The 16,996-nt window shown below is 65.2% G+C and carries 15 protein-coding genes; 13 read left to right on the top strand and 2 right to left on the bottom strand.

Going from position 1 to position 16,996, the window contains the following annotated elements:
• Window positions 1–68: 68 nt before the first annotated feature.
• From AKN83_RS23145 to AKN83_RS23110, 9 genes are all read left to right on the top strand, one after another.
• Complete coding sequence (locus tag AKN83_RS23145; protein WP_050401811.1) at window positions 69–2,528, top strand: S8 family serine peptidase; 2,460 nt, start codon at window positions 69–71, stop codon at window positions 2,526–2,528.
• Window positions 2,529–2,702: 174 nt separating this feature from the next.
• Entirely contained in the window at window positions 2,703–2,897 is a 195-nt protein-coding gene (locus AKN83_RS23140; protein WP_050401861.1) for a hypothetical protein, read from the top strand.
• Window positions 2,898–2,954: 57 nt separating this feature from the next.
• On the top strand, window positions 2,955–3,128 hold the full coding sequence (locus AKN83_RS40640; protein WP_172803598.1) for a hypothetical protein: 174 nt from the start codon (window positions 2,955–2,957) through the stop codon (window positions 3,126–3,128).
• A 36-nt stretch (window positions 3,129–3,164) separates the two neighbouring features.
• On the top strand, window positions 3,165–3,506 hold the full coding sequence (locus AKN83_RS39835; protein WP_157113519.1) for a hypothetical protein: 342 nt from the start codon (window positions 3,165–3,167) through the stop codon (window positions 3,504–3,506).
• A gap of 96 nt (window positions 3,507–3,602) precedes the next feature.
• Window positions 3,603–4,289: a methyltransferase family protein gene (locus AKN83_RS23130; protein WP_050401808.1), complete on the top strand. Its 687-nt coding sequence runs from the start codon at window positions 3,603–3,605 to the stop codon at window positions 4,287–4,289.
• 153 nt (window positions 4,290–4,442) lie between these two features.
• Window positions 4,443–5,075, top strand: coding sequence for an HAD-IA family hydrolase (locus AKN83_RS23125; RefSeq protein ID WP_193791648.1), 633 nt, complete (start codon window positions 4,443–4,445; stop codon window positions 5,073–5,075).
• 174 nt (window positions 5,076–5,249) lie between these two features.
• On the top strand, window positions 5,250–5,561 hold the full coding sequence (locus tag AKN83_RS23120) for a hypothetical protein (RefSeq protein ID WP_050401807.1): 312 nt from the start codon (window positions 5,250–5,252) through the stop codon (window positions 5,559–5,561).
• A gap of 311 nt (window positions 5,562–5,872) precedes the next feature.
• A complete protein-coding gene (locus AKN83_RS23115) occupies window positions 5,873–6,820 on the top strand; it encodes an AAA family ATPase (RefSeq protein WP_050401859.1) in 948 nt (315 codons plus the stop codon).
• Between the two features lie 6 nt (window positions 6,821–6,826).
• The gene (locus AKN83_RS23110; protein WP_050401806.1) at window positions 6,827–8,203 is read left to right on the top strand and encodes a vWA domain-containing protein; all 1,377 of its coding nucleotides are present in this window, start codon (window positions 6,827–6,829) and stop codon (window positions 8,201–8,203) included.
• Window positions 8,204–8,215: 12 nt separating this feature from the next.
• Here the strand turns inward: AKN83_RS23110 and AKN83_RS23105 are convergent, their stop codons facing one another.
• Window positions 8,216–8,743, bottom strand: coding sequence for a hypothetical protein (locus tag AKN83_RS23105; protein WP_244522059.1), 528 nt, complete (start codon window positions 8,741–8,743; stop codon window positions 8,216–8,218).
• 334 nt (window positions 8,744–9,077) lie between these two features.
• On the opposite strand from AKN83_RS23105, the gene AKN83_RS23100 reads away from it, so the two are divergent.
• From AKN83_RS23100 to AKN83_RS23085, 4 genes are all read left to right on the top strand, one after another.
• Window positions 9,078–10,304 carry a T6SS phospholipase effector Tle1-like catalytic domain-containing protein gene (locus AKN83_RS23100; protein WP_050401805.1) on the top strand — a complete coding sequence of 409 codons (1,227 nt, stop codon included), beginning with the start codon at window positions 9,078–9,080 and terminating at the stop codon, window positions 10,302–10,304.
• A 244-nt stretch (window positions 10,305–10,548) separates the two neighbouring features.
• Complete coding sequence (gene recQ / locus AKN83_RS23095; protein ID WP_050401804.1) at window positions 10,549–12,417, top strand: DNA helicase RecQ; 1,869 nt, start codon at window positions 10,549–10,551, stop codon at window positions 12,415–12,417.
• Between the two features lie 220 nt (window positions 12,418–12,637).
• Complete coding sequence (locus AKN83_RS23090; RefSeq protein WP_050401803.1) at window positions 12,638–14,386, top strand: flavin-containing monooxygenase; 1,749 nt, start codon at window positions 12,638–12,640, stop codon at window positions 14,384–14,386.
• Between the two features lie 83 nt (window positions 14,387–14,469).
• Window positions 14,470–15,411, top strand: a complete 942-nt coding sequence (locus tag AKN83_RS23085) for a metallophosphoesterase (protein WP_050401802.1) — start codon at window positions 14,470–14,472, stop codon at window positions 15,409–15,411.
• A 155-nt stretch (window positions 15,412–15,566) separates the two neighbouring features.
• On the opposite strand, the gene AKN83_RS23080 is transcribed toward AKN83_RS23085, so the two are convergent.
• Window positions 15,567–16,835: a S1C family serine protease gene (locus tag AKN83_RS23080; protein WP_083992183.1), complete on the bottom strand. Its 1,269-nt coding sequence runs from the start codon at window positions 16,833–16,835 to the stop codon at window positions 15,567–15,569.
• Window positions 16,836–16,996: the final 161 nt, after the last annotated feature.

Raw genomic sequence — 16,996 nt, 5'->3', positions numbered from 1 at the left:
GGTTGCAGATTGCCGTGGAAGGCGGATCGGCTGCGCGAACTCGCAGCAGACCGGCCAGGATCGATTTCATGAATCCAGTTGCCGACATCGCTGGTCTGAATGCCTTGTGGCAGAGCACGTCGGGTGGCGACCCCGCGGTGAAGATCGCAATCATCGACGGCCCGGTCGATCTCAATCATCCCTCGCTCAGGCAGGCCCGCGTCGCCAGGGGCGGCGAGTTCGTCGCGCCCTCTTCATCAATGATCCAGTCAGAGCACGGCACGCATGTCACGAGCGTGTTGATGGGTACGCCCGGCAGCCCGGTGCTCGGCATCGCGCCGAACTGCAGCGCAACCGTGTTCTCGATCTATCGCGAGAATGCCGCCGGACAGATCGAGCCGTCCTCGCAAAGCACATTGGCGCTCGCGATCAACCAGGCGCTGGCCGTGGGCGCCGACATCATCAACATCAGCAGCGGCCAGCAATCCGCGACAGGACAGGCCGATCGCATTCTGGTCGACGCGGTGCGCGCCTGCGAACGCGCCGGCAAGCTGATCGTCGCCGCCGCCGGCAATGATGGCTGCCGCTGCGTGCAGGTGCCGGGCAGCCTCGCCTCCGTGCTTGCGGTCGGCGCCTGCGACCTCGCCGGCAATCCGCTGCCGTTCAGCAATTTCGGCGACGCCTATCTGGAGAACGGCGTCCTGGCGCCGGGCGAGAACATCGCCGGCGCCTCGCCGGTCCGCAACGTCAGCCTGCGGTCCGGAACGAGCTACGCTGCGCCGATCGTGTCCGGCGTCGTCGCGCTGCTGCTCTCATGCCTGCGCCAGAACGGACGCAAGGCCGACCCGCAAGCCGTCCGTGCCGCGCTGCTTGAAAGCGCGGCGCCGTGCCCCAACGACGGCGGCGCCTCGCGCTGCCTCGCCGGACGGCTCGATATTCCCGCGGCTGTCGCCGCCCTGCTTGGCGAGCAGGCGGACGCCGTTATGCCGTCGGGTACCACGGCCGCGCCTCCCCGCTTCTGGGGAGTGTCCGCGCGCCCTTTCGTCCAACCGTCATCCGCCGCTCAGCCAACTGCAACCAGAGAGGGTTCCATGGGAGATCTATCAGCAATGTCTGCACCATCGGCTCCGCGCATATTCGGGCCGGACGGCTCGGTCCTGCGAAGCAGCGCCGGGATGATGCCAAGCGAGGCGCAGCCCGCCTCGCCGGCAGCACCTGCGGCCATGGCCGCTCCTGTTGATCACGGCGTCGCCGCCGCGCCGATCGCAGCGCCCACGCCTTATCCGTATCACGTACCTCATGCGGGCGGCGACATGGTCTGGATGCCGGCACCGGCACCGCAGATGGTCATGCCACCGATGATGATGCCGCAGATGGCGATGCCTCAGGCCGGCATGATGCCGCAAACCTGGCTGCAGCCGCAGCAACTTCCCATGCTGACGCCGAGCAGCGCGCTTCCCGTCGCAATGCCCCAGGCGCTGCCGATGTACGAAGCCCCCGCGGTTCGAGCCAGCGAGAAGAACTGCAGTTGCGGCGGCGGGATGCGTCCGCAGGGCGCTACGGCCGAGTCCACCGGTCAACTCGCCTTCCCGATCGGCCGGCTGTTCTACGATTTCGGCAAGGAGGCCCGCCTCGATTATTTCGTGCAGGCGATCGCCAACTGGCGCGACAGCCTGATCGGCCGCGGCGATCCCGCGTTCGGACCGGAGCGCGACCGCTCCGGCGATACCTCGGCGCCGTACAATCCGGCGATCATGGCGCGCTATTTGTTGAACCAGGCCGAAGGCGAGGCCGCGACGCCGGCCGGCGCCGGCAACAACTTCCCCGACGCCGACGCCATCACCTGGACGATGACGATCGATTCGATCCCGATCTACGCGATCAAGCCGCTCGACGTGTTCGGTCTCGGGTTCTTCGCCGCGCTCATCCTGGCGCTCTGGCATCAGGAGGTTTCGCACGACGATCCCGCGACGACCCGCACCGTGGCACAGGCGGCGGCGGCCGCCGCCGACGCTGACGCACGACCGATCACACCCCCGGCATTCCCGCCGCGCGGCGGCGTGGCGCGGGTCTCGATGGCCGGCTGGGTCGACAGCACCAACACGACCAGGCTGCTCAACGGCACGGTCGTTCCGACGCTGGTGACCGACTGGCGCGGCTTCTACCAGTGGGATCTCTACACGCTGTTCGGGCCCGACACCAACACCTGGCCGGACGGCGCCGAGGGCTTCCTCGAGCGCATCTACAACGAATTCCGCAATGTCGGTCTTTCACCGCAGGATCGCGCGCTGAACTACTCGGCGATGAATGCCTACAACACGCGGAAGATCTTCACCGACGTCGCCAAGAAGGGCTTGCGGCTCGACAGCGTCGAAGTCGACCAGAGTCTGATCTGCCGTCCGGAATCGATCTGCCACGACGTGACCTACCGCTTCTTCAACCCGACGCAGGTCCTGACCCAGGCGCGCGAAGTCTATCAGTACACGATCGACGTCAGCGACGTGGTGCCGGTGGCGGTCGGACCATTGCGGCAGTGGCAGGTCTATTGACGCGATTGCTCCTCTGCGTCCGGAGGAGATCAGAACGTGGCGCGAATTGGCGTCACGTGGTCCAGGGGACCGACGCGATGAGCGATCCCCTGGGCGACGTCCAGCGACGGCGGCCCCGGTCGGTGCCCACCTCCCGTGGTTGCCGTCAATTCAAACCGAAAGAAGGAGCTGAACATGTACGCAAGGAACGACTTTGAGACCTTCGGCAGCGTGCGTAGCCCGATCCAGTGTGAGGGCATCGAGCGCGGTCCGAAGCGGATTGCTGAAGTGGCGACCAACGGGTCGGTCAACCCGCAGGACTGGGGCGATATCCTCGGTGGCATCGCGAAGGTGGCTCTGCCCGCCCTCGGCGGCGTACTCGGCATCTGATCGCCAAACGTGGGGCCCGACGCGGTCGGGCCCCACTCCACCCTCGAGGAGGCCGACATGATGCAGAAATCCACCGCCAGGAGCCCACAGCAGCAGAACGATCGCCGGATCGAGCCCTCCGGCAAGATCGTCGTAGGGTCCGTCGTGAGCCACGCCTCGCTGCTCGCCGCGATCAGCGATCGCAACCCGATCATCGCCAAACGCACCACATCCGACGAAGAGAGATCCTGAGATCGTCGTCATCACCGAACATATGGAGCCGATGCCATGGCAAGACCGCCCCGCAAATCCGGATCCGACAGCGCGGCTTCTCCGCCGTCGGCGGAAACACCATCCGCAGCGTCAAGCATCACCGACGCGCGGCGCCCGCTGGAGGCAGCTGTTGTCGCCCGTCCGAAGATCGCCACCACGCCCGCCCCACCGACAACGTCGGCCTACATGGCGCCGCCGCAGGGCCCCGGTGCTCCGCAGCAGATGCGCCATGACGGCTCGCCGCATTCGGAGGCGCGGCTCAACACCGCGATGAAGATCCTGCTCGATCCCACGGCACGCGCGCTGCCGAGCAAGGTCTATTCCGGGCAGGCGCGAAACTGGACCCGCAGACCGTGACCGGACCTACGTACTGAGCCGCGCTTCGATCCGCACCCCACGCAACGGCCGCCTGATCCAGCGGCGCCGCCGTTGCCGCCCGCCGGAGAGAGAGACATGAACCAGAATGGCAATCCCCCTCGCATCAATCTGCGCCGCGCCGCCGGCACGTTTGTGGGCCTCGGGACACTGCTGTTTCTCGCGGCCGGCACCATGCGATGGGCCGGCGCCTGGATGTTCCTGCTCGAGATCACGATCGGCGGGCTGATCACCGAGGCATGGCTCGCGAGGCACGATCCGGGTCTGCTGGCGGAGCGGCGCACATTGCGCGGCCAGGTCGGATGGGATCGCGTCATCACATCGATCATGCCGCTCTTGTGGCTGATATGGCTGCCGCTGATGGCGCTCGACGCGATCCGCTATCAGACGTCGCTCGTCCCTTCCTGGCTGCAATGCGCCGGCGCGGTGCTGATCGTGGCGTCGTTCTACGTCGCCTACCGGACCTATCGGGAGAACAGCTATGCTGCGCTCGTCGTCAAGATGCAGCGCGAGCGCGGCCATGCTGCGGTGACCACGGGGCCATACGCCTATGTGCGCCACCCGATCTATGCCAGCGGCCTGTTGACCTATGTCGGCACGCCGCTGCTGCTCGGGTCGTGGTATGGCCTTGCCATCGTGCCGGTCATGGCTGCGCTGCTCGGCCTGCGGTCCATGATGGAGGAGCGGATGCTCACCGCCGAACTCGACGGCTATGCCGAGTATCTCGGGCGCGTGCGTTATCGCCTGGTTCCGATGATCTGGTGAGCCCGTTCCGTATGGCGGAGTTTGCTGCGAACTGGCGGCTTGCCTGATCGGCGGCAATTCCAATAAAGAAGGCTGAGCGCGCGTTGCCCTGTCTTCGGCCAAAACGGCCGGACGACCCGGGGCGAAGCCGCCGCTTTGCAACGGGCAGGACTGATGATCGAGGCAGTGATCTGGGATTTCGGCGGCGTCTTGACCACCTCGCCGTTCGAGGCCTTCGCACGCTACGAGACCGAGCGCGGCCTGCCCATCGACATCATCCGCCGCACCAACGCAGCCAACCATCTCGAGAACGCCTGGGCCAAGTTCGAGCGCGCCGAGATCGGGATCGACGCGTTCGACGCGCAGTTCGCAACGGAATCGAAGGCGCTCGGCGCCGAGGTGCGCGGCAAGGACGTGCTGCCGCTGCTCTCCGGCGACTTGCGGCCCGAAATGGTCGAGGCGCTGAAGCGCATCAAGGCGAAGTTCAAGACCGGTTGCATCACCAACAATCTGCCGTCGAACGCAATCGGCAGCCATAGCGGGCGCACGCTCTATGTCGCGGAAGTCATGGCGCTGTTCGACCATGTCATCGAGTCCGCCAAGATCGGCCTGCGCAAGCCCGATCCGCGCATCTACCAGATGATGGTGGAGACACTGCAGGTGAACCCGAAGAACTGCGTCTATCTCGACGATCTCGGCGTCAACCTGAAGCCGGCGCGTGAGATGGGCATGACCACGATCAAGGTCGCAAGCGCCGCGCAGGCGATCTCCGAGCTCGAGGCGGCATCCGGTCTCACGCTGAGGTGAAGCGGCCTCCCGGCATATTCACTCCGCATTCAGGCGACGGTCTCTAGTTCTCGGCCTCCCTTGGGCCACGGCGCGACCATGAAATCGCATCGTGATCCCTTTCCTGGTCTGAGCATGACGTTCCGGAGAGCCGACGTTCCACCTCTCCGGATCATACCCCGCGGAGGCATATCCATGAAACGTCTCTTCGTCGCCCTGGTCTCGGCCGGTTCGCTGCTGGTCTCGATCGCAGCGTTCGCGCAATCAGCCTCAACCCCCGCGCCGGCAGCAGCTCCCGCGCAAGAGAACACGTCGGCGGCAGCGCCCGTCCCTGGTGCCAAGCGCGCGGCCTGCCAGAGCGCGGCGAAGGCGCTGAAGGGTCAGGACCGGCACGACCAGATGCAGCTCTGCATGGCGCAGGCGCATCTCGACTGCCTGAAGCAGGCGATTGACCAGAAGATCGTCGGCCCGCAGCGCAAGGATTTCGTGAAGAGCTGCGCGGGCTGACGGCAGCCGGGCTGCGAGATTCTTCTCCTTCCCCCTGAAAGGGAGAAGGTCGGGATGGGGGTCAGCCGTAGACGCCGGCGTTTATTGAGAGAGCAGACCCCCACCCGCTTTGCTCTGGCGAGCAAAGCGACCTCCCCTTTTCAAGGGGAGGTTCGAACGACGCGTGCAGAACCGTAGCCCGTATTGCGCTCGGCGGAATACCCCAGAACCATGTGCCAACTCCATGCCTTTGCGGGCCAAACGAGCCTTGTGCTTTGCCCGCAACGGGCGCAGAACAGGTCCGGGTTTAAGGCAATTCGGAGTTGATCCTCGTGGCTGACACCAGGCCCACCGCCTCGATCGAGGCCGTGGAAAGCGGCCTCGCCGCGCAAGGCTATATTGCGAGCCGGCAGATTGCGACCGCGGTCTATCTGTCGCAGCAGATCGAGAAGCCGATCCTGGTCGAGGGTCCTGCCGGTGTCGGCAAGACCGAGCTTGCGAAGGCGATCGCCGCCTGGCGCGGCATGAAGATGATCCGCCTGCAATGCTATGAGGGCCTCGACGAGGCCAAGGCGCTGTACGAGTGGAAATACGCCAAGCAGCTGCTCTACACCCAGATCCTGAAGGACAAGCTCGGCGAGGTGCTCGGCGGCGCGCAGTCGCTGGCGGCGGCGCTCGACCAGCTCCACACCTTCGGCGACGTGTTCTTCTCCAAGGAATTCGTCGAGCCGCGGCCGCTGCTGCAGGCACTGGAGCAAGAGGCCGGCTGCGTGCTCTTGATCGACGAGATCGACAAATCGGATGCCGAATTCGAATCGCTGCTGCTGGAGATCCTCTCGGACTTCCAGGTCACGATCCCCGAACTCGGCACCGTCTCCGCAGTGGCGCCGCCGACCGTGATCCTGACCTCGAACAGCGAGCGCGATCTCGGCGACGCGTTGAAGCGGCGCTGCCTGCATCTGCATATCGGCTTCCCCGAGCAGAAGCTGGAAGAGCGCATCGTCGAGAGCCGGGTGCCCGGCATCTCGCAGACGCTGCGCAAGCAGATGGTCGGCTTCATCCACGAGATCCGCTCGCTCGACCTGAAGAAGCTACCCTCGGTCAGCGAGGCGATCGACTGGGCGCGCGTGCTGGTGCTGCTGCAAGCGAGCGAGCTCGACACCGAGATCGTCAAGGACACGCTCAACGTGCTCCTGAAATATGAGGCCGATATCGAGGCCGCGACGCCGCAGATTTCGTCCTTCATCGCCAAAGCGTCGCGCCAGGGCGTGTTCAGCTAAACCATTATGCGCGAGAACCTGCATCGCTTCTTTCGTGCGGCGCGGGGAGCCGGGGTCCGGGTCTCGCCTGCCGAAAGCATCGATGCGATGCGGGCGGTCGCCCAGGTCGGCTTTGCCGACCGCGACATCCTGCGCGACACCTTCCTGCTGACGCTGGCCAAGACACAGGACGAGAAGCGTGCACTCGGCGAATGCTTCGACCTGTTCTTCAGCCAGCCCGAGCCGCAGCAGGAGAACGCCGAGCAGAACAAGACCGACGACACCAGCGAATCCGGCGCCAACCCGTCGGCCGACGAGCATGGCGATGCGGCGGGCGGCGCCGCCAAGGAGAATCTCGGACCGCTGGCCCAGATGCTGCTGTCGCAGGATCGATCCGCAATATCGACCGCGATCGCCAATGCCTCCGGCGCCGCCTCGCTGCCCGACATCCGCTACTTCACCCAGCGCGGCATCTTCCAGACCCGCATCCTCGATGCGATGGGCATCCAGCGTCTGCGCGACGACATCGACGAACAGACCGCGCGCAATCCGGCGCTCGCCGAGCGGCTGCAGGAGGCGCTCAACGGCCTGCGCGGCACCGTTCGCGACGCGGTCTCGCAAGCCCTGATGCTCTATGGGCGCGAGGAGGCCGAAAACCTGCGCAACGAGATCCTGCGCAACGCCCCGCTGGCGCGGATCGAACCGCGCCAGGTCGAGCAGATGCGCGCGCTGATCCGCCAGATCGCGCGCCGGCTGCGCGAACGCTATTCCAAGCCGCGCAAGCGTCAGCGCCGCGGCCATCTCGACGTCCGCCGCACGCTAAGGCGCAACGCGGCCTGGGGCGGCGTACCGTTCCTCACCGCGTGGAAGCGCAAGCATCGCGACCGGCCGAAGATCGTGGCACTGTGCGACGTCTCCGGCTCGGTGGCGCGCGTCTCGGACTTCTTCCTGCTGTTGATCCACAGCCTGCATGAGGTGGTCGATGACGTCCGCTCCTTCGCCTTCTCGGGCCATTTGATCGAGGTCAGCGACATCCTGGAGTCCAATTCGCCGGAAGAAGCGATGAAGGAGATCATGTCCAAGGTCGGCTTCGGCTCATCGGACTACGGCAATTCCTTCGCCGATTTCGAAGACAATTGGATGAGCGCGATCACGCCGCAGACCACGGTGATCGTGCTCGGCGACGCCCGCAGCAACAATCTCGACCCGCGCGCCGACATCCTGCGCCGCATCGGCGAGCGCTCCAAGCGACTGGTGTGGCTCAACCCCGAAGGCCGCATGGTCTGGGGCTTTGGCGATTCCGAGATGCCGCGCTACGCGACCTTCTGCACCGTGGTGCGCCAATGCGCGACCGCGCAGCAGCTCGAGCGCGCCGTCTCCGACATCGTGGCGACGTATCAGTAGATCGCCAGCGCTTTAGACGCGAAGCGAGTCGCTGTGAAATAGCCATCCGACGAACGCAACCAGCGTCAGCGCAATCGAGGCAAAGATGCTGACGAGCTTGATCGTCGTGATCGCCTTCAGGATCGAGACTGAACGCGCCGCCGCATGCGGATCGCCGTGCAGCAACAGCCAGCTCAGCAAGCAATCCTCGATCAGGTCGCTCAGCAGATACACCGCCGGCACGACAAGGCCGAGCCACGCAGCAGTCGGACGGATCTGGTTGAGCCAATGTGATGAGGCCGCGCCCATCGCGCCTGCCAACGCCAGCATGACGATGAGATCGAGCGGGAACAGAATCGGGAAGACATACTTCATCCGCAGATCGGATTGCACCAGCTCGCCGAGCTGATCGCCGGTGTAGCTCAGCGTCTTCTCTGGAAAGCGAGTCCGGAATCTGCCCACGAAAACGCGATCGGAGTAGCTGCCGACCCACCAGAACAGTCCGAACGCACCCACCACCAATCCCGCGAGAATGACCGTCACGAGAGCTTGGTGGCTCATGCCGATCCATTCCTGTCCATGGTGTGGAAGCTACGGTAAGCAGCAGGCAAGATGATCGCGCGCACCGGGGAAACCCCTGAAGGGCAAAAAATATCGACGCAATATCGCAATGACTGTCGAATGAGATTCCCACCTTTTCCGAAGTGTTGCAATTGAATTCTGCGGATCGCCGGTCGGAGCGTGCAGGCGCGCCGGATGCCGGCCGCAGACTCCGGAACGACAGCCGGCGTTCATGCCGCGTACACAGAGCCGTCTTCAATTGAAGATTGAATCTTCCCCGTGCTCTGCCGTACATTGAGATCACACGTTTTCACGGCGGCCGCGGGGGCAACGGATGCCGAAGGATATTGTGATTTGTTGCGACGGCACCGGCAACGAGATCGGCGCCAATATTTCCAACGTGTTGAAGCTGTTTCGCGTCGCCGACAAGGACGACCAGCAGCGGATCTACTATCATCCGGGTCTCGGCACGGTCGGCCTGCAGAGCAGCTGGGGCCGCTTCAAGCAGCAGGTGCGCGGCCTGTTAGGACTGGCCTTCGGCGCCGGTCTCGATGAGGACACGCTCGGCGCCTATCAGTTCTTGTGCCGGACGTGGGAACCCGGCGACCGGGTCTGGATGTTCGGCTTCAGCCGCGGCGCCTACACCGTGCGCGTGCTGGCAGCCTTCGTCCATGTGATGGGCCTGCTGCCGGTCGACCAACTCGACCTCGCCGACTACGCGTTCTCGACCTACAAGAAGGCCAGCGCCGATGCCCAGAAGTCCGAAGACGTCTTTAACGCGGCGGCGCTCAAGGAGGCCTGGCATTTCAGCCAGATCGCCGGCGGTCGAAACATCGATATCGAGTTCGTCGGGGTCTGGGACACGGTCGCGTCGATCATTGTGCCGCGGCAAGACAGGTTCTTGCTCGACTTCGACATGCAGACGCTGCTGTTCACCCGTACCAATTCGAGCGTCAAGCGATTCCGCCAGGCAATCTCGATCGACGAGCGCCGGCGCATGTTCCGCCTCAACTGCTGGAAGGAGCCGCAGTCCCATAGATCGAATCCCTTCGATCGAGCAACGGATGGGCCGCAGGACATTCGCCAGGTCTGGTTCGCCGGCGTGCACTCCGACGTCGGCGGCGGCTACACGGAGACCGAGAGCGGGCCGTCAAAATTCCCGCTGATCTGGATGCTCGAACAGGCCGCTGCGGCGGGGCTGCATATGGACCGGGCGATGATCGCTCATCTCGCCTGGGGAATGCCGTTGCCGCCACGCACGCACGTTTACGTGCCTCCGAGCGCGACGGATCCCCTGCACAATTCATTGACCGCGGCCTGGGAGATCCTGGAATGGATTCCGAAGCGCGACAAATGGAAGGAGTGGCTGGAACGGAAGTCGTTCCTCGGCTTCTATCTGCCGCGCGGCGAGCCGCGGCCGATTCCGGAAGGGGCCACCATCCATGCCTCGGTGCTTGAGCGCATGGAGAAGGATCCGGCCTACAAGCCGATCAACCTGCCGAAGACCTACAAGGTCGAGCCAATGACGCCGCCCCCGGCGCCACCCGCTCCGACGGCCTGACGGCGTCCGAGTTTCCCGTTTCGATGTGTTGTCTGCACGCGAAGCAGCATCCCCTTCGGCCGAAGGCGCTGTACGCATCGATCGGCATCCTTGATCGGCGCGCGGCTGGGTTCAGCCGTCGGTACGGGCACGCGCGGTGACCGGCAGCCATTGCCTTAATTGAGTTTATCGCAGGACCGTGTATTAACACGTTTCGTTCCGGAATCGTTCGATCCGGGGAATCCGAATCGCCCGCTCAGGGATCATGACCGCCCAGCCCGCCCTCGATCGTGCATCCGGCTCGCCTCGCGACGCGCGCTCCGTGCTCAGTTCCGTGTTCGGCCTGTCGGGCTTCCGCGGCGCACAGGAAAAGATCGTCCGCCACGTCACCGATGGCGGCAATTGCCTGGTGCTGATGCCGACCGGCGGCGGCAAGTCGCTGTGCTACCAGTTGCCGTCGCTGCTGCGCGACGGCTGCGGCATCGTGGTGTCGCCGTTGATCGCACTGATGCGCGACCAGGTCGCGGGCCTCACCGAGGCCGGCGTCAACGCCGCGGTTTTGAATTCGACGCTGTCCTATCAGGAAGCCTCCGAGGTCGAGCGACGGCTGCTCGCCGGCGATCTCGATCTGCTCTATGTCGCGCCGGAACGGCTGCTGACGCCGCGCTGCCTCAATCTGCTCGGCCAGGCGCAGATCGCGCTGTTTGCGATCGACGAGGCGCATTGCGTCTCGCAATGGGGCCACGACTTCCGCCCGGAATATATCGGCCTGTCAGCACTCGCCGAGCGCTTCCCCAAAGTGCCGCGTATCGCGCTGACGGCGACCGCGGACGCGCTGACGCGAAAGGAGATCGCCGAGCGGCTGTCCCTCACCGATGCGCCGGAGTTCGTCGCGAGCTTCGACCGGCCCAACATCCGCTACGAGATCGTCGACAAGCAAAACGCCACCACGCAACTGAAGAGCTTCATCAGGGAGCGGCATGCCGGCGATGCCGGCGTGGTCTATTGCCTGTCGCGCGCCAAGGTCGAGGACGTCGCTGCGGCGCTCAGCGAGGCCGGCATTGCCGCGCTGCCCTATCACGCCGGGCTCGACGCCGGCGTGCGCGCCCGGCATCAGGACCGCTTCCTCAACGAGGACGGCATCGTGATCGTCGCCACGATCGCCTTCGGCATGGGCATCGACAAGCCCGACGTGCGCTTCGTCGCGCATCTCGATCTGCCGAAGAGCATCGAGGCCTACTACCAGGAAACCGGTCGCGCTGGCCGCGACGGCAAGCCGTCGACCGCGTGGATGGCCTACGGCCTCTCCGACATCGTGCAGCAGCGCCGCATGATCGACGAATCCACCGGCTCCGACGCCTTCAAGCGTGTCTCGATCGGCAAGCTCGACGCGCTGGTCGCACTCGCGGAGACCGTGCATTGCCGGCGGCAGCGCCTGCTCGGCTATTTCGGCGAGACCCGCACGGACGAAAGCTGCGGCAATTGCGACAACTGCCTGACGCCGCCGCGGGTCCGCGACGGCAAGGTGCTCGCACAGAAACTGTTGTCCTGCGTCTACCGTACCGGGCAGCGCTTCGGCGCCATGCATTTGATCGACGTGCTGGTCGGGCGGCTGACCGAGCGGGTCAAGCAGTTCAACCACGACCAATTGTCGGTGTTCGGCATCGGCCGCGAGCTCAACGAGAAGCAATGGCGCGCCGTGCTGCGCCAGCTGGTGGCGATGGGCCATCTGCGCGCCGACAGCGACGCCTTTGGCGCGCTCAAGCTGACCGATAGCGCCCGCGGCGTGCTGAAGGGCGAGACCGCGGTGATGCTGCGCGAGCAGCCGGAAGGCGCGCGCAGCCGCGCCGGCCGCAGCAAATCGCGCCGTGGCGAGCTGGCGCCGGCCGCCGACAGCCCCGGCGGCGCCGTCAACCCCGCGCTGCATGCAGCGCTGCGCGCCTGGCGTTCGGAGGTCGCGCGCCAGCGCGGCGTGCCGGCCTATGTGGTGCTGCACGATTCGACCATCGACGGCATCGCCGCGATGCGCCCGGACACGCTGAACGATCTGCGCAATATCGCCGGGATCGGCGACAAGAAGCTCGAGCATTACGGCGACGAGCTGATCCGGATCGTGAAGGCCAACGACGGTTGAACAATCGGCATTGGCGCTGCCCGCCGATTGCGGATTTCATCGCAACGAGTCTCGCCCGAAGCAGCGCCCGATACCGCAGCCCTCGGCCCCGCAGCATAGGAGCCATACCCGGCGCGGCAACTCATGTGCTTGCGGGCCGCGTCGCCCTCGCCCTAAGCTTTCGGTCGCGGCGTCCAACGAGGCGCGGACAAGACATAACGATACAGGGAAGAGACGGGCCATGGCTCAGGAGAGCACCGCGCGCAAGGCTGCGCGCCCTGCCGAAACTGGAACGTTCGACGTTGTCGTGATCGGCGCAGGGTTCGCCGGTCTGTACATGCTGCATCGGCTGCGCGGGCTCGGCTTCACCGCGCGGGTCTATGAGGCCGGCGGCGGCGTCGGCGGCACCTGGTACTGGAATCGCTATCCCGGCGCGCGCTGCGACGTCGAGAGCCTGCAATACTCGTTCTCGTTCTCCGAGGAACTCGATCAGGAGTGGAGCTGGTCGGAGAAATATTCTCCGCAGCCCGAAATTCTCGCCTACGCCAACCATGTTGCCGACCGCTTCGACCTGCGCGGCCAGATCGTGTTCGACACCCGCGTCACCGCGGCGACCTTCGACGAGAAGGCGGGCAGCTGGTCGATCGAAACCGATCGCGGCGACAAGGTCACCGCCAAATTCTGCATCATGGCAGTCGGCTGCCTGTCGGCGCCGAACCGTCCCGCCTTTCCCGGCATGGCGGATTTCCGCGGGCCGATCTATCACACCGGCGAATGGCCGCATGAGGGTGTCGACTTCACCGGGCTGCGCGTCGGCGTCATCGGCACCGGATCGTCCGCGATCCAGTCGATCCCGATCATCGCGCAACAGGCGTCCGAGCTCACCGTATTCCAGCGCACCGCGACCTGGTCGGTGCCGGCATGGAACGAGCGGCTGTCGGCGGAGTATCTGAAGGAAGCCAAGGCGCATTATCCGGAGCTGCGCGCGAAAGCGCGGGCGCGGCCGACCGGCTTCTATTTTCAGTTCAACGCCCAGCCCGCCTTGCAGGCAAGCGAGCATGAACGCGAGCGGCTTTATGAGGAAGCCTGGCAGCGCGGCGGCCTGCCCTTCCTCGGCGCGTTCGGCGACCTCTTGTTCGAGAAGGCGGCCAACGACACCATCGCCGATTTCGCGCGCGAGAAGATCCGCGGCATCGTCAAGGATCCCGCCACCGCCGAGCTGCTGTGCCCGCAAAACGTGTTCGGCTGCAAGCGGCTCTGCGTCGATACCAACTATTTCGAGACCTACAATCTGCCCCATGTGAAACTGGTCGACGTGTCGAAGACGCCGATCGAACGCTTCACCACCGAAGGCATCGTGGTCGACGGCATCGAATACAGATTCGATGCGATCGTGTCCGCCACCGGCTTTGCCGCCATGACGGGCTCGTTCGACAAGATCGCGATCACCGGCCGCGGCGGGCGGACGCTCGCCGAAAAATGGCGCGCCGGCCCGCGCGCCTATCTCGGGCTGGCCTCGGAGGGATTTCCGAACCTGTTCATGATCACCGGGCCCGGCAGCCCGTCGGTGCTCGCGAGCATGATCCAGGCGATCGAGCAGCATGTCGACTGGCTGGCGGATTGCATCAGCCACATGCGCGATATCGGCGCCGCCACGATCGAGGCGGTCCGCGACGACGAGGACGCCTGGGTCGCCCATGTCAACGACGTCTCCACGGTCTCGCTGCGCTCGACCTGCAGCTCCTGGTATGTCGGCGCCAACATCCCGGGCCGCCCCCGCGTGTTCATGCCCTATATCGGCGGCTTCCCGATCTATGTGCAGAAATGCAATGAGGTGATGAACTCGGGCTATGACGGTTTCGTGCTGCAGGGCGGCCGCAGCGGCAATGCGCCGCCGCAGGTCCGCTTCACCGAGCGCTGGCAGGTGCCGCTCGACATCGAGGTGATCTCGCCGGCAGCGGTCGCCGCCAAACGGGTTCCTGTGGTCTGAGTCGGCCGGCGGTATCCGCGCCGGGATTGCGCGTGATAGTGTCGCGCCGGCCCGCGTGTCGCATCGCGGCCGCACGGGGGACGATGGCCGACACGGCATTGCAGGGATTGGTCGAGCGGATCGGCGCGGATCACGTCGTGCGCCGGCTTGGAATCGAGGCTGCGCATGAGAAGCAGCTGTTCGGCCAGGGCACGCTCGTATTCAATGTCGAGAACTGGAAGCTGGCGCCATGGGTCGTCGAGACCGCGCTCAAGCTGGTGGGCCTACACGGCCGTGCGCGGCGCAACGCCGACCGGGTCGAGGTGCGGCGCAATCTGGTGACGTCGACGCGGCTGCCGGCGGCGTTCGAGGGCTTCACCATCCTGCACATCAGCGACCTCCACGCCGATATCAGCCAGGGCGCGATGCGGCATCTGGCTGATATCGTGCGCTATGTCGCCTGCGACATCTGCGTCCTGACCGGCGATTATCGCGGCAAGACGTTCGGCCCGTTCGAGGCGAGTCTCGCGCTGATGCGGGATCTGTGCGCGCGGATCAAGCTGCCGCTCTATGGCATCCTCGGCAATCACGACAGCATCCGCATGACGCCTGCGCTGGAGGCGATGGGCATCAGGATGCTGTTCAACGAGCAGGAGCCGATCACACGCGATGGCGCGACCATTCATCTCGCCGGGATCGACGATGCGCATTTCTATCGCACCGACGACATTGCAAAGGCCGCCGCGGCGATCCCGCGCGATGCGTTCTCGATCCTGCTTGCGCATACGCCGGAATCCTATCGCGCAGCGGCGGCGGCCGGCTTCGACCTGATGCTGAGCGGCCATACCCATGGCGGCCAGCTCTGCCTGCCCGGCGGCATCGCGATCAAGCTGGAGGCGCGGCTGCCGCGCCGGATGGGCCGGGGCGCCTGGCGGTTCGGTGAACTTGCCGGCTACACCTCGGCCGGCGCCGGCACCAGCCTGGCGCCGGTGCGGCTCAACTGCCCGGCCGAGATCACGGTGCATACGCTGCGGCGGCTCGGTTGAGCCCCCGTACGTGGCAGGCGCGTTGCCAAAATATCGAAAACAACCCCATGCACAGTAGCCGGCGGGCGCTTGGACGGCGAATTGCAGGTGTAGTGATACCTCTTGCGGCCGCATGCCGTCGCCCGCCGTAAGATAGGGAAACGGCAGCCGAAGCCTCAATTGCCCTTCTTCGCGTTCGCGCTCTGCTCGTTCACCGTGCAGGTGATCAACAAGGTGTAGCCGCGCGCATCCTTGGCGATATCGGATGTCTCCTTCTTGGTTCCATCGCGCCATTCGGCGGTCCGGTACATCACCGCGCTGTTGTCGAGGAAGTCGCGCAGCGCGCCGGTCTTGATGGCGAAGTTGATGTTTTCCGGGATCGATCCTGTGGCCCGCGCCATCCTGACGGCGTCCAGCTTCGCAGCCACCACGCCGACTACGGCGCCACCGAGATCGAACAGCGGTCCGCCGCTGTTGCCGGGCTGTACCGCCGCGCTGATCTGCAGATGACGCGTGTCGTTGAGGATGCCGCTCAGCGACGAGACGATGCCCGTGGTCACGGTGAAATCGGATGTCAGCAGGCCATGATAGGGATAGCCGATCGCCACGACTCCGTCGCCGACCCGAATCGAGTTCAGCCGGATGCTCGCGACATCCTTGAACGGGGACGGCGCCTGCAGCAGCGCGAGATCGTTGGTCTCGTCGTCGGACACCAGGCGCAATTTGACGGCTGCCGCGCCGCTCAGATTTCCCGTGATCTCGCTGCAGCCTTCGATGACATGATGGTTGGTGACGACATGGCCGCTATCGCTGACGACGAAGCCGGTGCCGGTTCCTGATCGCGCCTGCTTCGCCGGCGGCGCGTTGGGTGCTGCAGCCTGCTGCGGCGGCGCAGCCGCAGGCTTTGTCGCGACCGCGAACTCGCCGGCGTTGGCGACGCCGTTCTTCTTCACCGAGACGACGCAGTTGAGCAGCGCCGGCAGCAATTGCGCAGTCTGATTGAGGTTGAACTGAAACAATTGTCCCTGCGCGAACGCCGTCATCTGGCGCGCCTTGCGGAACTGATTGATCAGCGCCGAATTCACCGGCATCTCGACATTCACGAGCTTCTCGCCGAGCGGCATGCCGTAGACATTGAACGCGGGCTGGCCGTCGAAGGTCAGCGCAAGCGGAAAGGCTTCGCCAGGCGTCAAACGCCAGCTGTCATGAGCCAAGCCCAGCCGCCAGCTGCCATTGTTGCCGATCGCCACCATGAAGAAGATACCGCTCTGGTAGGTGCTCCCTGCCGAGCAATGCGTGAACGCTCCGCTCTTGTCGTCGGTAAAGGCGCCGCCCTTCCAATTGCCGACCGTGATCGAGCCGTAGGGACCACGGGCGCTCGATGGAGTTGCAGACGCAAACAGCCACGCGGCCGCAATGGCCGCCGCCCAGATCACAACTCTCATGACACGCACTCCCCAGCCACAACCCTTTATAGGAGGCGGAGAAATTCATCCGCAAGTGGTGCGCGGCTTGGCCTTTGGTCCAGCGGCCACGCAATACCGCTGCGAATGAGGCAATCGCCACATCCTCTGGTTACAGCGGGTATGTTCCTATTTCGTTCCAA

Source organism: Bradyrhizobium embrapense (assembly GCF_001189235.2).
GTDB classification, from domain to species: domain Bacteria; phylum Pseudomonadota; class Alphaproteobacteria; order Rhizobiales; family Xanthobacteraceae; genus Bradyrhizobium; species Bradyrhizobium embrapense.
This window is presented reverse-complemented; position numbering and strand designations above follow the sequence as displayed.

What these genes read in the sequence shown, in the direction of transcription:
- recQ (WP_050401804.1), top strand. Translation starts at nt 10,549, where the DNA reads ATGACCGCCCAGCCCGCCCTCGATCGTGCATCCGGCTCGCCTCGCGAC.
- AKN83_RS23085 (WP_050401802.1), top strand. Translation starts at nt 14,470, where the DNA reads ATGGCCGACACGGCATTGCAGGGATTGGTCGAGCGGATCGGCGCGGAT.
- AKN83_RS23110 (WP_050401806.1), top strand. Translation starts at nt 6,827, where the DNA reads ATGCGCGAGAACCTGCATCGCTTCTTTCGTGCGGCGCGGGGAGCCGGG.
- AKN83_RS40640 (WP_172803598.1), top strand. Translation starts at nt 2,955, where the DNA reads ATGATGCAGAAATCCACCGCCAGGAGCCCACAGCAGCAGAACGATCGC.
- AKN83_RS23140 (WP_050401861.1), top strand. Translation starts at nt 2,703, where the DNA reads ATGTACGCAAGGAACGACTTTGAGACCTTCGGCAGCGTGCGTAGCCCG.
- AKN83_RS23125 (WP_193791648.1), top strand. Translation starts at nt 4,443, where the DNA reads ATGATCGAGGCAGTGATCTGGGATTTCGGCGGCGTCTTGACCACCTCG.
- AKN83_RS23120 (WP_050401807.1), top strand. Translation starts at nt 5,250, where the DNA reads ATGAAACGTCTCTTCGTCGCCCTGGTCTCGGCCGGTTCGCTGCTGGTC.
- AKN83_RS23145 (WP_050401811.1), top strand. Translation starts at nt 69, where the DNA reads ATGAATCCAGTTGCCGACATCGCTGGTCTGAATGCCTTGTGGCAGAGC.
- AKN83_RS23105 (WP_244522059.1), bottom strand. Translation starts at nt 8,743, where the DNA reads ATGAGCCACCAAGCTCTCGTGACGGTCATTCTCGCGGGATTGGTGGTG.
- AKN83_RS39835 (WP_157113519.1), top strand. Translation starts at nt 3,165, where the DNA reads ATGGCAAGACCGCCCCGCAAATCCGGATCCGACAGCGCGGCTTCTCCG.
- AKN83_RS23100 (WP_050401805.1), top strand. Translation starts at nt 9,078, where the DNA reads ATGCCGAAGGATATTGTGATTTGTTGCGACGGCACCGGCAACGAGATC.
- AKN83_RS23080 (WP_083992183.1), bottom strand. Translation starts at nt 16,835, where the DNA reads ATGAGAGTTGTGATCTGGGCGGCGGCCATTGCGGCCGCGTGGCTGTTT.
- AKN83_RS23090 (WP_050401803.1), top strand. Translation starts at nt 12,638, where the DNA reads ATGGCTCAGGAGAGCACCGCGCGCAAGGCTGCGCGCCCTGCCGAAACT.
- AKN83_RS23130 (WP_050401808.1), top strand. Translation starts at nt 3,603, where the DNA reads ATGAACCAGAATGGCAATCCCCCTCGCATCAATCTGCGCCGCGCCGCC.